Source organism: Ruegeria sp. HKCCD9138 (genome assembly GCF_057220975.1).
This window is the reverse complement of the sequence record NZ_JBWVAZ010000002.1, coordinates 357,528-371,070: the sequence shown is the minus strand read 5'-3', so window position 1 is coordinate 371,070 and position 13,543 is coordinate 357,528. Positions and strand designations below refer to the sequence as shown.

General features: G+C 57.8%; 15 protein-coding genes. 7 read left to right on the top strand and 8 right to left on the bottom strand.

The window, feature by feature from the left end:
* Positions 1 to 9 precede the first annotated feature (9 nt).
* From mnmE to AC2TEL_RS05070, 3 genes are all read right to left on the bottom strand, one after another.
* Positions 10 to 1,296, bottom strand: coding sequence for a tRNA uridine-5-carboxymethylaminomethyl(34) synthesis GTPase MnmE (gene mnmE, locus AC2TEL_RS05080; protein ID WP_480902328.1), 1,287 nt, complete (start codon positions 1,294 to 1,296; stop codon positions 10 to 12).
* Positions 1,297 to 1,327: 31 nt separating this feature from the next.
* Positions 1,328 to 2,599 (bottom strand): transcription termination factor Rho, encoded by a 1,272-nt coding sequence (gene rho / locus AC2TEL_RS05075; protein WP_480838625.1) that lies wholly within the window; start codon positions 2,597 to 2,599, stop codon positions 1,328 to 1,330.
* Positions 2,600 to 2,721: 122 nt separating this feature from the next.
* Positions 2,722 to 3,171, bottom strand: coding sequence for a CopD family protein (locus tag AC2TEL_RS05070; RefSeq protein ID WP_480838624.1), 450 nt, complete (start codon positions 3,169 to 3,171; stop codon positions 2,722 to 2,724).
* Between the two features lie 403 nt (positions 3,172 to 3,574).
* On the opposite strand from AC2TEL_RS05070, the gene AC2TEL_RS05065 reads away from it, so the two are divergent.
* From AC2TEL_RS05065 to dnaQ, 4 genes are read left to right on the top strand one after another with little or no spacing between them, the layout of a single operon-like run.
* Positions 3,575 to 4,174, top strand: coding sequence for a Maf family protein (locus tag AC2TEL_RS05065; protein ID WP_480902325.1), 600 nt, complete (start codon positions 3,575 to 3,577; stop codon positions 4,172 to 4,174).
* Entirely contained in the window at positions 4,171 to 5,004 is an 834-nt protein-coding gene (locus AC2TEL_RS05060) for a shikimate dehydrogenase (RefSeq protein WP_480902324.1), read from the top strand. Before AC2TEL_RS05065 ends, AC2TEL_RS05060 begins: the two co-directional genes overlap by 4 nt.
* Entirely contained in the window at positions 5,001 to 5,594 is a 594-nt protein-coding gene (coaE, locus tag AC2TEL_RS05055; protein ID WP_480902321.1) for a dephospho-CoA kinase, read from the top strand. The genes AC2TEL_RS05060 and coaE overlap by 4 nt, the downstream gene beginning before the upstream one ends.
* Entirely contained in the window at positions 5,587 to 6,309 is a 723-nt protein-coding gene (dnaQ, locus tag AC2TEL_RS05050) for a DNA polymerase III subunit epsilon (protein ID WP_480902319.1), read from the top strand. The genes coaE and dnaQ overlap by 8 nt, the downstream gene beginning before the upstream one ends.
* A 25-nt stretch (positions 6,310 to 6,334) precedes the next feature.
* Here the strand turns inward: dnaQ and secB are convergent, their stop codons facing one another.
* Both secB and AC2TEL_RS05040 read right to left on the bottom strand, forming a co-directional pair.
* Positions 6,335 to 6,835, bottom strand: a complete 501-nt coding sequence (gene secB / locus AC2TEL_RS05045; RefSeq protein WP_480838614.1) for a protein-export chaperone SecB — start codon at positions 6,833 to 6,835, stop codon at positions 6,335 to 6,337.
* A gap of 54 nt (positions 6,836 to 6,889) precedes the next feature.
* Positions 6,890 to 7,390, bottom strand: a complete 501-nt coding sequence (locus AC2TEL_RS05040; protein WP_480902316.1) for an FxsA family protein — start codon at positions 7,388 to 7,390, stop codon at positions 6,890 to 6,892.
* A gap of 108 nt (positions 7,391 to 7,498) precedes the next feature.
* Between AC2TEL_RS05040 and AC2TEL_RS05035 the strand changes: the two genes are divergently transcribed.
* From AC2TEL_RS05035 to AC2TEL_RS05025, 3 genes are read left to right on the top strand one after another with little or no spacing between them, the layout of a single operon-like run.
* Positions 7,499 to 8,158, top strand: a complete 660-nt coding sequence (locus AC2TEL_RS05035) for a Tim44/TimA family putative adaptor protein (protein ID WP_480838611.1) — start codon at positions 7,499 to 7,501, stop codon at positions 8,156 to 8,158.
* Positions 8,155 to 9,195: a murein transglycosylase A gene (gene mltA, locus AC2TEL_RS05030; protein ID WP_480902314.1), complete on the top strand. Its 1,041-nt coding sequence runs from the start codon at positions 8,155 to 8,157 to the stop codon at positions 9,193 to 9,195. Before AC2TEL_RS05035 ends, mltA begins: the two co-directional genes overlap by 4 nt.
* Positions 9,195 to 9,782: a Smr/MutS family protein gene (locus AC2TEL_RS05025; protein WP_480902312.1), complete on the top strand. Its 588-nt coding sequence runs from the start codon at positions 9,195 to 9,197 to the stop codon at positions 9,780 to 9,782. Before mltA ends, AC2TEL_RS05025 begins: the two co-directional genes overlap by 1 nt.
* On the opposite strand, the gene AC2TEL_RS05020 is transcribed toward AC2TEL_RS05025, so the two are convergent.
* From AC2TEL_RS05020 to hslU, 3 genes are all read right to left on the bottom strand, one after another.
* Entirely contained in the window at positions 9,779 to 10,999 is a 1,221-nt protein-coding gene (locus tag AC2TEL_RS05020; protein WP_480838605.1) for an MFS transporter, read from the bottom strand. The genes AC2TEL_RS05025 and AC2TEL_RS05020 overlap by 4 nt on opposite strands.
* Positions 10,996 to 12,093, bottom strand: coding sequence for an alpha/beta hydrolase (locus AC2TEL_RS05015; protein WP_480838603.1), 1,098 nt, complete (start codon positions 12,091 to 12,093; stop codon positions 10,996 to 10,998). Before AC2TEL_RS05015 ends, AC2TEL_RS05020 begins: the two co-directional genes overlap by 4 nt.
* A 96-nt stretch (positions 12,094 to 12,189) precedes the next feature.
* Positions 12,190 to 13,497, bottom strand: a complete 1,308-nt coding sequence (hslU, locus tag AC2TEL_RS05010; RefSeq protein ID WP_480838601.1) for an ATP-dependent protease ATPase subunit HslU — start codon at positions 13,495 to 13,497, stop codon at positions 12,190 to 12,192.
* Positions 13,498 to 13,543: the final 46 nt, after the last annotated feature.

The following is a 13,543-nucleotide window of genomic DNA, read 5'->3' as shown; positions in this document are numbered from 1 at the left end:
AAACACTCCTCATTTTCCAAGGCAGAAACTTGCGAATATTTCATCCAGAAGTGTTTCCACGTCTATTCTGCCTACCAGAGATTCAAGCGCCCGGATTGCTGTTCTCAGCTCTTCCGCCGCGATATCATACATGTCCGGGCCCGATTCCAGAATATTCTGCGCCGCGCCAAGCGCCTGCAATGCCTTTTGCATTGCTACTCTGTGGCGTTCCCGCGTCGCTATACCAGATCTAGTGGTTCGCGTGCTCAGCTTCTGCGATATATCTGAAATAAGCTGATCGATGCCCTGCCCGGTTTTACCGGAAATTCCACCGACTGACCTGTCTCTCAAGTCGGACTTTGGAAGGACCTGGATGTCACCGTCCTGAGCAGGAATGCCCAGCCCGTCCAGCGATTCCGTCAGAAAGACCCTCAAATCGGCCGACATGGCGCGCTTTCTGGCAAGCTCGATTCCCAGATTTTCGACATGATCGTCTGTCTGTCGTAACCCGGCCGTATCCAGCAGTGTTACGGGTAGTCCAGCAAGGTCCATGCGAACTTCAATGACATCGCGCGTTGTCCCTGCATATTCAGACGTAATGGCAGCTTCACGCCCGGCCAATGCATTCAAAAGCGTGGATTTCCCCGCGTTTGGCAGCCCGACAATTGCAACCTCGAAGCCGGTGCGAATGCGTTCCGCAATCTTCACACCCGCGGCCTCTCGCTCAAGATCAGCCACAACGCCCGCGATCAGTTCACGGACTTCCGGCGTTACATCCGTCGGAACGTCCTCATCCGCAAAATCGATCACGGCTTCCAGCAAAGACGCCGCCCGGATCAGATCACGGCGCCATCGTTCCGCCAGCTCACCCAAGGCACCAGCGAGGATCGTTTGCGCCTGAACACGCTGCGCCTCGGTTTCCGCATCGATCAGATCGGCCAGCCCCTCGACCTGCGCCAGGTCCATCTTGCCGTTCTCCAAGGCTCGGCGCGTGAACTCACCCGGCTCTGCCAGTCGAAGATCTTCGAATTCCGACAGGGTCCGAAGCACAGCGTTGATCGAGGCAGTACTGCCATGAATTTGAAACTCAGCCACATCTTCGCCTGTGAAGCTGGCCGGAGCCTCAAAAGTCAGGACCAGACCGTCATCCAGTTTCGACCCGTCCCGAGCCCGAAAACTGCGCACGCACATTCCGCGCGGCGGCAGATCGCCACCGGTAATTTCATCTGCGGCCGAATGCGCCTGTGGGCCGGACAAGCGGATGACCGCAACACCAGCTTTGCCTTGTGCGCTGGCCAAGGCGAATATCGTATCCATTCGAAGGCCTCGCGTCGGTTACAAGACCGTATCAGGTATTCATCGAGTCGAAGAACTCGGAATTGGTCTTGGTCTGTTTCAGCTTGGACAACAGGAACTCGATTGCGTCGGTGGTTCCCATCGGGTTGAGAATCCGGCGCAGAACGAAAGTCTTGGCCAGATCGCCCTTGTCGACCAGCAGGTCCTCTTTCCGGGTACCGGACTTGAGGATATCGATCGCCGGGAACACACGTTTGTCTGCAATCTTGCGATCCAGAACGATTTCCGAGTTACCGGTGCCCTTGAATTCTTCGAAAATCACCTCGTCCATCCGGCTGCCGGTGTCGATCAGGGCGGTGGCAATGATGGTCAGCGATCCGCCCTCTTCGATGTTCCGTGCCGCACCAAAGAACCGCTTTGGTCGTTGCAAAGCATTTGCGTCCACACCACCGGTCAGAACTTTACCCGAAGATGGAACCACGGTGTTAAACGCCCTACCAAGTCTTGTGATCGAATCGAGAAGAATAACAACATCTCGTTTATGTTCGACCAAACGCTTGGCTTTTTCGATGACCATTTCCGACACGGCCACGTGGCGCGTCGCCGGTTCGTCGAAGGTCGAGGACACAACCTCACCCTTCACCGAACGCTGCATGTCGGTCACCTCCTCCGGGCGTTCGTCGATCAGCAGAACGATCAGGTAGCACTCTGGGTGGTTCTGTTCGATCGAATGCGCGATGTTTTGCAGGATCACGGTTTTACCGGTCCGCGGCGGCGCCACGATCAGAGAACGCTGACCCTTACCAATTGGCGAAACCAAGTCGATCACACGGGCTGACTTGTCCTTGATGGTGGGATCCTCGATCTCCATCTTCAGGCGTTCATCAGGATACAATGGCGTCAGGTTGTCGAAGAGAATCTTGTGTTTGGCCTTCTCAGGCTCTTCAAAATTGATCTTCGTGACTTTGGTCAGCGCAAAATAGCGTTCGTTTTCATCCGGGGCTTTGATGTCGCCCTCAACCGTGTCTCCGGTCCGCAACGAATGCTGGCGGATCATGTCGGGCGAGACATAGATGTCATCCGGACCCGGCAGATAGTTCGCTTCGGGCGAGCGCAGAAAGCCAAATCCGTCCTGAAGAACCTCAAGCACACCGTCGCCGCCGACAGTCCAGCCCTCATCCGCGCGTTCGCGCAGGATCTGGAACATCATCTCGCCTTTTCGCATGGTCGAGGCGTTTTCAATCTCCAGCTCTTCGGCCATCGCCAGAAGGTCTTTAGGGCTTTTGGCCTTCAGGTCGGCCAGATTCAGGGCATCAGTTGTCATGATATATACCTTCACCGCGTACAGCGCGGCACGAAGTGGAATTTCAGTATGGAAGATACGCCGCCCGGACGGGCGTGTTATGCGTTACATACGCATCCATTAAGCCAGAGTCAAATAGGCCCTCAGAACTTCAGAACGACCGCCAGAACGATGGCAACCATCAAAATGGTGGGAACCTCGTTCATCATGCGATACTGGCGCCCTGTGAGCGTGTTTCGGCCTTCCAGGAAATCCTTGCGACGGGCCATAAGCCAGTGATGGAACCATGTCATCCCGATCACGGCCGCGCCCTTCACCCAGGGCCAGCTCCAGTCCCACCCGACGATACCCGGCGTGAACACCATGATCAGACCGCAGACCCACGCCGCAATCATCGCCGGTCGCATGATCACACGCAGCAGCTTCTCCTCCATTTCCAGGAAGATTTCCTGCGCCCCGTCGACCGCCTGCGCCTTTTCTACATGATAAACGAATAGTCTGGGCAGGTAGAACAGCCCGGCCATCCACGAAATGACGGCCATGATGTGCAGGGACTTCACCCATGGGTACAGCGTGAATAGTAGATCCGTCATTTCGGTTTCCGACTTGGCCTGACCCTCCCTAATAAAAAAAATAGAAAAGAAAAAGGATGATGGTTTTGTTGGGAGGAGAAAAACCGTGGATTACTTTTTTACCCAACACTTTTCCCCAGGAAGAACAACACTTTTCGGCCAGATAGCGATTCTGTTGAAATCAAAAATTTGATTATAAAAACAATATGATAAGCTGGGAAAATTACCAAGGTCATGGGGATAATTCCGGGAATAACTTCGGACAACCCGGTTATCCTGAATTCCGAACTTATCCTTGTCCCGACTGGATAGTATCCGAGCGACTCGGAGAAGATTTTCGCGAAATTCCCCGGGTTGCGTGTCAACCAGAAAACCATACAAACCACCCCGGAACGTTCATCGAATTGCACACGGGGTTTTCCACATGTCTGTCCCCATTGTCCTGGCTTCTGGGTCCGAGATCCGCGCGCAACTGTTGCGAAATGCAGGTGTGCCGATTTCAGTTCAGACTGCCCGGGTGGACGAGGACACCGCCAAGCGAGCCTTGCTGGCCGAAGGCGCCTCACCTCGCGATATTGCCGACACCCTGGCTGAAATGAAAGCGCGCAAGGTCAGTGACAAGTTTCCCGATGCCATGGTGCTGGGCTGCGATCAGGTTCTGGATTTCGACGGGCAGGTTTTGTCCAAGCCTGAAACACCGGAAGAGGCGATGGCCCAGCTAAAGGCGATGCGGGGCAAGCGGCACATGTTGTTGTCTGCGGCCGTCATCTATCAGAATGGTGAACCCCTCTGGCGGCATGTCGGGCAGGTTCGATTGCGGATGCGCGTCAGTTCGGATGCCTATCTGCGTGACTACGTGGCGCGGAACTGGGACAGTATTCGTCATGCCGTCGGTGCTTATAAGCTGGAAGAAGAAGGTGTCCGGTTGTTCGCCACCATTGACGGCGACTATTTTAACGTCTTGGGTATGCCCCTGTTGGAGCTTCTCAATTTCCTGGCCGTTAACGGAGTGATTGATCAATGACGGACCACCGCATCCCCCTGGCCGGAGTGATCGGACATCCTGTTGCACATTCCAGATCGCCGAAACTGCATGGGCATTGGTTGAAAACCTACGATTTGGTGGGGCATTACATTCCGATGGATGTGGCCTCCGCCGATCTTGAGGTGGTATTGCGTACATTGCCAAAGGCCGGCTTTGTCGGGGCCAATGTGACCGTGCCACATAAAGAAGCGGCATTGCGTCTGGCCGATCATGTGTCGGACCGGGCGTCTGTCATCGGTGCGGCAAACACATTGGTGTTTCGTGAAGATGGCTCGATCCACGCTGACAACACAGACGGCTACGGGTTCATGGAAAACCTGCGCAGCGGTGCGCCGGACTGGAACCCAAAAGACGGTCCGGCAGTGGTGTTTGGTGCCGGCGGAGCGGCGCGCGCTGTTCTGCACGCACTGGCACAGGCCGGTGTGCCCGAAATTCTGCTGACCAATCGCACCCGCACCCGGTCTGATCACCTGAAAGAGGAATTCGGTCAGCGGATTACTGTGGTCGACTGGGTTCAAGCGGGGAATGTCATCGAAGAAGCCGAGCTTGTGGTCAACACTACGTCACTTGGAATGCAGGGTCAGCCGGAACTGCGCGTGCCTTTGGACGGTTTGCAGCCCGGTGCCGTTGTAACCGATCTGGTCTACGTGCCGTTGAAAACGCATCTGCTGGCACAGGCCGAAGAGGCCGGATGCACCACGGTGGATGGTTTGGGCATGTTGTTGCACCAGGCGGTTCCGGGGTTCGAACGCTGGTTTGGATTGCGCCCCGAGGTGGATTCGGAAACTCGCGCGGCGGCGCTGGCATGAGTTTCGCGCTTGGCCTGACAGGCTCGATCGGGATGGGAAAAAGCACCACCGCACAAATGTTCGTGGACGAAGGCTGCGCGCTTTGGGATGCTGATGCGGCGGTGCACAGGGTGTATTCCAGGGGCGGCGCGGCAATCGATCCGATGTCAGCGGCTTTTCCATCGGCCATCGTAGATGGTGCCGTCGACCGGACCGCGCTTAAGACGATTATCGCGTCCGATGCTGAGGCTCTGAAGACAATCGAAGCGATTGTGCATCCGTTGGTAGCGGCAGACCGTGCTGCGTTTCGCGAAAATGCAGCGGCTGATATTTTGGTGTTCGACATTCCATTGCTATTCGAAACCGGCGGCGATGCGGCGATGGATGCAGTGGCCTGTGTATCGATCCCGGCAGACGAACAAAAACGCAGGGTCATGGAGCGCGGAACCATGACCGAAACCCAGTTCGAACAGATCCGCGACAAGCAAATGCCGAACAACGAAAAATGCGCGCGGTCGGATTTTGTGATCGTGACGGATACGCTGGACCACGCCCGCGTGCAGGTGCAAAATGTGGTCAGGCAGATCAGGGCGGGAATGGCGGATGCGTGAAATAGTATTGGATACCGAAACCACGGGGTTCGATCCTGAAAGCGGTGACCGGATCGTTGAAATCGGCGCCGTCGAACTTTGGAACCATGTCGCCACCGGTGAAACCTATCACGTCTACATCAATCCCGAACGTTCTATGCCGGAAGAGGCATTCGGCGTGCATGGTATTGGCCCCGACCTGCTGGACCCACCCCGCCCTGCGGAGCCGGGGCAAATCACGCTGAAAGACAAACCGGTCTTTTCCAAGGTCGGCCAGGGATTCCGCGATTTTGTCGGTGACGCGAAGCTGGTGATCCACAACGCCTCGTTCGACATGAAGTTTCTGAATGCCGAATTGAGTTGGATGGGCGTCCCGCTGATCCCGATGGATCAGGCCATCGACACACTGGCCATCGCACGCAAACGATTCCCCGGCTCACCCGCCTCGCTTGACGCCTTGTGCCGGCGGTTCGGGATCGACAATTCGAACCGGGTCTTGCACGGAGCCTTGCTCGACTCGGAAATTCTGGCCGAGGTCTATCTGGAACTGATTGGCGGTCGCCAGCCGGACTTCGGACTGTCGTCTGTGGCCACTGGAACGTCAGGCGGCGAAGTCGACTGGCGCCCGGCACCACGCCCGACACCATTGCCCAGCCGGATCACCGAACAGGAACAGGCCGCTCATCAGGAATTTGTGGAAAAGCTGGGCGAAAACGCCCTGTGGACCCGCGCCTGACCTCGGCCCGGCGCGGGTCAATCGATCAGGCTTCGGTCTTTTGCGCCTGTTCGGCCTGGCGGCGCATCAGCTCGTTGCGGTACAGCGCAACGAAGTCGATGTTGTCCAGATTGACTGGCGGATAGCCGCCATCGCGGGTCACGTCGCTGACGATGCGGCGCAGGAAAGGGAACAGCATCCGTGGGCACTCGATCATCAGGAACGGGTGCAGCTGGTCTTCCGGCACACCTTCGATGTGGAACAGACCGCAATAGTCGATCTCGAACAGGAACAGAACGTCTTCCAGCCCTTTGGCCTTGGATTTCAGGTTCAGTTTGATCGCAACTTCGAACTGATGATCCGCAGCGCGCTTTTTCGCATCCAGGTTCACCTGAACGGCAATCTCTGGCTGTACCTCGCCCGACACGCCTTTCTGTGCCATGACGTTTTCAAAAGACATGTCGCGCACGAACTGGGACAGAACGCGCATCTGAACTTGCGGGGCGGCTTGGGCCGCGGTGTTTTCTGTGGCGCCTTCTTCGGCCATGGAACTACTCCAAATATGAATTTCGCCACTGCTTACCAAGTTGGGCGGGACACCTCAATGCTGGTGCGGCCCTTCGACCCATTTCGATGGCTTGGCAGGGTCTTTGCGCGGCCGAACCTCTGAGAATTCGCCGTCGATGATGTCGCCCTGATCGAACGATTGACCGCCCGACCGGAATTGTGCCCCAGTTCCCATCTGGAAATGCGTTATCGTCGCCTTGGATTTGAGGTAGCGGAAAACTGCAACGCGAATGCGGGGGATCAACAAGGCAAATCCAACCGCATCGGTGAAAAAGCCAGGTGTCAGCAGCAAAACACCCGACAACAGGATCATCGCGCCATGGGCCAGCGGTTCGGTCGGATCATCCAGCTCGGCAAAGGATCGCTGAAGGTTCGCCAATGCCATGCGACCTTGTGTCCGAACCAAAACGGTACCCAGAACAGCCGTCAGAACCACAATCGCAAGCGTTGGCCACAGGCCAATCAATCCACCGACTTGAATGAACAGGGCGATTTCGATGATCGGCACCAATAAAAATGCCAAGAACAGATACATTTGCGTTATCCTTTACCATAGGCCGGGATGTGGACTTGCCATCAACAGTCACCTACATAGTGGCATGAGGCCGCGTGTACAAAGTCTCGGTTCTGAAAAGAGGACAAAATGAATTCACCCCTGATCCAGCTTCTGGTGCTGGCCGGAATTGCCATTTTCCTGATTTTACGCCTGAGAAGCGTGCTTGGAACGCGGGAAGGTTTTGAAAAACCGCCGTTGCAGCAGCAGCCCGGTGCGAACAAGTCGCGGCGTGACTTTGAGGTGATCGAAGGCGGCCCGGACCATGACATCACGGATCATGTCCCCGAAGACAGCGAACAGGCGCAGACGCTTGCCGCGATGAAACGGGTCGAGCCCGCATTCTCGGTCACCGAGTTCGTGCAGGGTGCGCGCGGCGCGTATGAGATGATCGTGATGGGTTTCGAACGGGGCAATCTGGACGAAATCCAACCCTTCCTGTCCGAAGAGGTTTTTGACACTTTCGTTTCCGTCGTGGCTGACCGCGAAGACAAGGGCCTGACCATCGAAGCTGAATTCATCGGAGTGCGGGAGACCTCACTGACCGATGCGAAGTTCGACAAGGATACAAACGAGGCCGAGATCACCATGAAATTCGTGGGCGAACTGACCTCGGTCGTGCGCGACCGCGGCGGCGATATCATCGAAGGCAGCCCCAACACCGTCAAACGCCAAAAGGACAGCTGGACCTTTGCCCGTGTCATGGGCTCGGACGATCCGAACTGGCTGCTTGTTGCCACGGACGCATGATTGCCGCACTCCGGTCGCTTTTTCTGGTGGTTGTCATGACTGCCGCCAGCGCCGCCGGAGCCGAGGCGACGCGGTCCATTCTGTCATTTGAAGATCTGGACGGCTGGGCCAAGGACGATCACGGCGCCGCGCTTGCGGTCTTTCTGAACACTTGCGCTGATCTGGATGATCCGGACTGGCAAGCGCTGTGCGCGGTTGCCCGGACTTATGAGTCCGACGCCGCACGGTCATTCTTCGAACTGTTTTTTCGACCGGTTCTGGTCCAGGACGGTAAAGACGCGCTGTTTACCGGGTATTTCGAACCTGAACTGGATGGGTCGAAAACCCGGTCTGAAAAGTACCGCTATCCTCTCTACAAGATGCCGCCCGAGGCACGCGAGGTTGGGCAGTGGCTCAGCCGTCGGGAATTGCTGACGGGGGATGTGATGCAGGGGCGCGGGTTGGAAATCGCCTGGGTCGACGACCCGGTCGAGTTGTTCTTTCTGCAGATTCAGGGTTCGGGCCGTATTCGCCTTCCGGATGGCAGTGCCTTACGGGTCGGGTATGGTGGCGCGAACGGGCATCCCTATCGATCCATTGGGGCGGAACTGGTGCGGCGCGGGGCGTTGGGCGCGCATGAAGTCAGCGCCCAGATGATCCGCGCCTGGGTCCGCAAAAACCCCGAGGCCGGGGCCGAGTTGTTGTTCCACAATCCATCCTATGTCTTTTTCCGCGAGGTTACCCGTGTCGCGCCCGAGTTCGGCCCGTTGGGTGCGATGAACCGTTCAGTGACCACGATGCGCAGTATCGCGGCGGACCCGGCCTACACGCCATTGGGCGCCCCGGTCTGGGTCGAAAAGGACGGCAAAGAGCCATTGCGGCGGTTGATGATCGCACAGGACACTGGAGCCGCCATAAAAGGGGCCCAAAGGGCTGATATCTTCTTTGGTACCGGAGATGACGCCGGTCAGGCCGCTGGTCGCCTGAAAGATCCCGGCCGGATGGTTGTCCTGCTGCCGATCCAGCGCGCATATGCCCTGTTGCCGGATGAATTCTGATGTCCCGGCGCAAACTGACGGCTGAAGAGATCGAGCTGTGGCGCAAGGTGGCAAAACAGGCAGAGCGGCTGCACCCGGAACTGCCTCAGACCGTACATCCGGTTACGCTGCCCAAGCCGAAACCAACCAAAACGCCAAAATCCCGGATCGAGGCTTTTGAGCTGGGGCAGAATGCTCAGGTCAAGCCATCCCAAAACACCCTGAAACCTTCCGTCACCGAAGGCCTGCGGACCAGCCCTGTGCAAATGGACACAAAGGCATTCGGCCGCATGAAGCGCGGCAAGCTGAAGCCTGAAGGCAAAATTGACCTGCACGGGATGCGTGTCGACACTGCCCACCCTGCGCTGGTTCGGTTTATTCTGACAGCGCAGGCGTCCGGCAAGCGTCTGGTTCTGGTGATCACAGGCAAAGGTAAGGACCGGGACGAGCCCGGCCCGATCCCTACACCACGCGGGGTTCTGCGCAATCAGGTGCCGCAATGGTTGTCATTGCCGCCGCTGGCTCAGGCTGTGTTACAGGTGACCCCAGCTCATATCAGCCATGGTGGTGACGGCGCATATTACGTATATCTGCGACGCAATCGCTAAAGGCTGCGCGCCGCGCGGCTGACGCCAACCCAGACAGATAGACAGGACAACAGAAAAAAAACGCTGATCCAGAGGAATTGCGTCTCCAGCGGGATACCCGTGTCGATCAGGACGCCGGTCAATCCCGGCCCAACCGCCGACCCCAGAACCATCAATGCCGTGGCCATGGCCTTGATCGCACCGATATGACGGGTTCCGTAAAACTCGGCCCAGAACGCGCTGGGCAAAGTGCTGTTTGCCCCGACGGTGAGAGCCAGAATCACCAGTCCCAAAGCCGCACCGCCGATTGACGCTGTAAGTGACAGGACGGAAAATCCAACAGCCATCGGCAGTTGATAGGTTGGCATCATCCGAGCCGTGCCCCATTTGTCCAACGCCCAGCCGGACGCAAACATCGCCAGCATGGATGCGGCTGTGTACGCGGGGAAAAGGGCCACCAGCTGGATATGCGCCCAGCCTTTGATTTCTGCGAGATGGACCTGGTGAAAGAAAAATGCGGTAACAAAAGCTGACGGCCCCATCAGCGCAGGCGCCATGAACCAGAACAACGGATGGAACAACGCCTCTTTCCGCGTCCAGTGACGCCCTTCCATTCCTGTTGCAGAATAGGATTCGGCCAGGCTTTGCGGTGTGCGTTCCTGTCGAAGCAGGCGTATCAAAACCGGAACACCAAGCGCGGTAATGCCCGCCGCGACGACCCATAGCCACCTCCAGTCCATTACCGTCATGGCCGCCACAAAGCTGAGCGGCAGCACAATTTCGCCGGCGGCAAAGCCCATTGTCGCGATGGATAATGCCCGCCCCCTTGTCGCGGTAAACCAACGGGCCATGGCAACCATGGCAATATGGGTACTCATCCCCTGCCCGAACAGACGCAGCAGGAAGACTACTAACGGCAGCAGAACAACCCAGGTATTCAGCGCCATGACAAGCGCTGCCGCCACCAGTCCAGCCAATATCCACGGCCCGAGGGCGCGCACGCGGAATATATCCGTCAACCCACCTGCCCAGACCATCACAACGGCAGACATCGTGGTGCCGAGCGAATAGATCCCACCCCAAGCGCCATGGCTGAGCCCGAATTCGGCACGGATTTCGCCGGCAAAGATCGAGATGAAAAAAGTCTGCCCAAAGCTGGACAGGAAGGTCAGCAGAACACCCGCGCCCAGCCAGGTTGCGTTCTGGATCAGATACTGGCGCAGCCTGAACTGCGTCACGGAGAGCTGACCTGCGCCTGCCCGGTCTCTGTCAGCACGATCTCGGTCGCGCCATCCGGGTTACGCGTGCTTGGGGGCGCGATGACGTCGATACCGGGTCGATCCGGGCCAAAGGTCGAGCTGACGCGGCGGACCGAACTCAGGATGGCAAGCAGTGCCGGAGAGGTCGCGGCCACGAAATGCGACGATCCGGCATCACTGCTGAACGCCGTGGTGTCGATGACACTGATCGGATATTCGGCCAGCGCTTCGACCGAACTGATATTGCCCAACCGCTGGCTGTCCGCAGTGCCGCGCAGCCGGGCGGAAAGGTTCAGGATCTTATCCTTTTTTGACACCATCACTATGAATGGATCGGGCGGAGATTCGATGCTGTCCATCTGCGACCGGAACAGATCCACATCCAGGTCCGGGGATATCAGGATTACGCTTTCCAGATTTCGCCGGGACCAGCCAGGTTCGCGCAGTTCGGCCTGTCGCATCATCTCCATCGACAAGGCGCCGCCCATCGAATGCGCCATAAGGATCACCCGGCGCACACCCATCGCTTTGAGGTTGCGAATGGTGCTTTCAAGCCCATCGCGTGCAAACAGCATACTGTCCAGATCATAGGCATATCCTGTTCCACTGCCCTTGCTGGGCCAGGAATAGATGAAGGTTGTCCCGGGAATTCCGATGTCGTGGCTCAGTTGCGCGGCGCGGAAAGCTGTTTCGGTTTGCGTGGCGTTATACCCATGAACAAAGATGATTACGTCCTCGACCCCGCGCAGACGAGATTTCAGTTCCTGCGGTCCCGAGTACTCGGTGACGTCCGCCACAACAAACTGCTTGTTGGGGTTGGGGTTCGCGTATGAAAAGTTCAGCGTCCCGGGCGTATGCGATGGTGGGATGGAAACGGTCAGCTCCAGATACCGCAGCGCCTCGGCCCGTCTGGATCCGTATGTTCCGTCGGCTTCTTTGGCGCGCGTGGTGGTCGCAAAGACGGTAGCCGGTGTGCCGACCCTCAACGCGTCGGGCACCGTTTCAGTAACAGACCGATCCACGCAAGCGGACAGCGACAACAGGGTCACACAGATGATTAGATAGCGCAGCACAGTCGTCCCAATGAGGTTTTGTGCCCACGCTACCCAATTCCGGCCCGGCGTCCAGCCATACCTTGATGGCAGATGGCAAAATCCGGCCGGGCTTTGTTACAGAACGTAACGGCTGAGGTCCGTGGATTTGGTCAGCTCGCCTAGATTGTCATTCACAAATTTCGCATCCACGGTAATTTCCGCTCCGGCCTGATCGGGGGCTGTAAAGGAAAGCTCCTCGAAAACCCGCTCCATCACCGTGTACAGACGCCGCGCGCCGATATTCTCGACGCTTTGATTTACATCGGCCGCAATGCGGGCCAGAGCGGCAATGCCGTCTTCGGTAAACCCGACCGTGACCTCTTCCGTGCCCATCAGGGCAGTGTACTGACGGGTCAGCGCGTTGTCGGTCTCGGTCAGGATGCGCACGAAATCCGCTTCGGTCAACGCTCGCAACTCGACCCGGATCGGCAATCGACCCTGCAGTTCCGGCAACAGGTCCGAGGGCTTGGCGATATGGAACGCCCCCGATGCGATGAACAGAATGTGGTCGGTTTTGACCGGGCCGTGCTTTGTCGACACGGTTGTCCCTTCGATGAGGGGCAACAGGTCGCGCTGCACGCCTTCGCGGCTGACATCGCCGCCCCGCGCATCCGTTCGGGCGCAGACCTTGTCGATCTCGTCCAGGAACACGATGCCGTTCTGTTCCACCGACTCCAGCGCGGTACGTGTGACGGTTTCGTCATCCAGCAGCTTGTCCGCCTCTTCCCCGATCAGGGCGTCGTAGCTTTCGGCGACGGTCATCCGCTTCTTGACGGTTCGCCCGCCGAAAGCCTTGCCGAAGATATCGCCCAGATTCATCATGCCCATCTGGCTTCCCGGCTGTCCGGGGATATCGAACATCGGCATCGGGTTCGAGGTTTCGGATAGTTCCAGTTCGATCACTGTGTCGTCCAGCTCACCGGCTTTGAGCTTCTTGCGAAACATATCGCGCGTGCCTTCACGGGCATCGGTGCCGGCGATGGCCTCGATCACGCGATCCTCGGCGGCCTGATGCGCGCGCGCCTTGACGTCTTCGCGCATGTATTCGCGGGTCTGGATGATGGCCGCATCGGCCAGATCGCGCACGATCTGTTCCACGTCACGTCCGACATAGCCCACTTCGGTGAACTTGGTGGCTTCGACCTTGATGAAAGGCGCGCGTGCCAGCTTGGCCAGACGGCGGCTGATTTCGGTTTTACCGACACCGGTGGGGCCGATCATCAGGATGTTCTTGGGATAAACCTCATCCCGGATATCATCCGACAACTGCTTGCGCCGCCAGCGATTTCGCAGCGCAACAGCCACGGCGCGCTTGGCATCCTTTTGCCCGATGATGAAGCGGTCCAGTTCCGAGACAATCTCGCGCGGGGTCAGGTCGGTCATGTGTGTTCTATCCCGTTGTTTCGAACCGGAACCTAATCATAAGGCG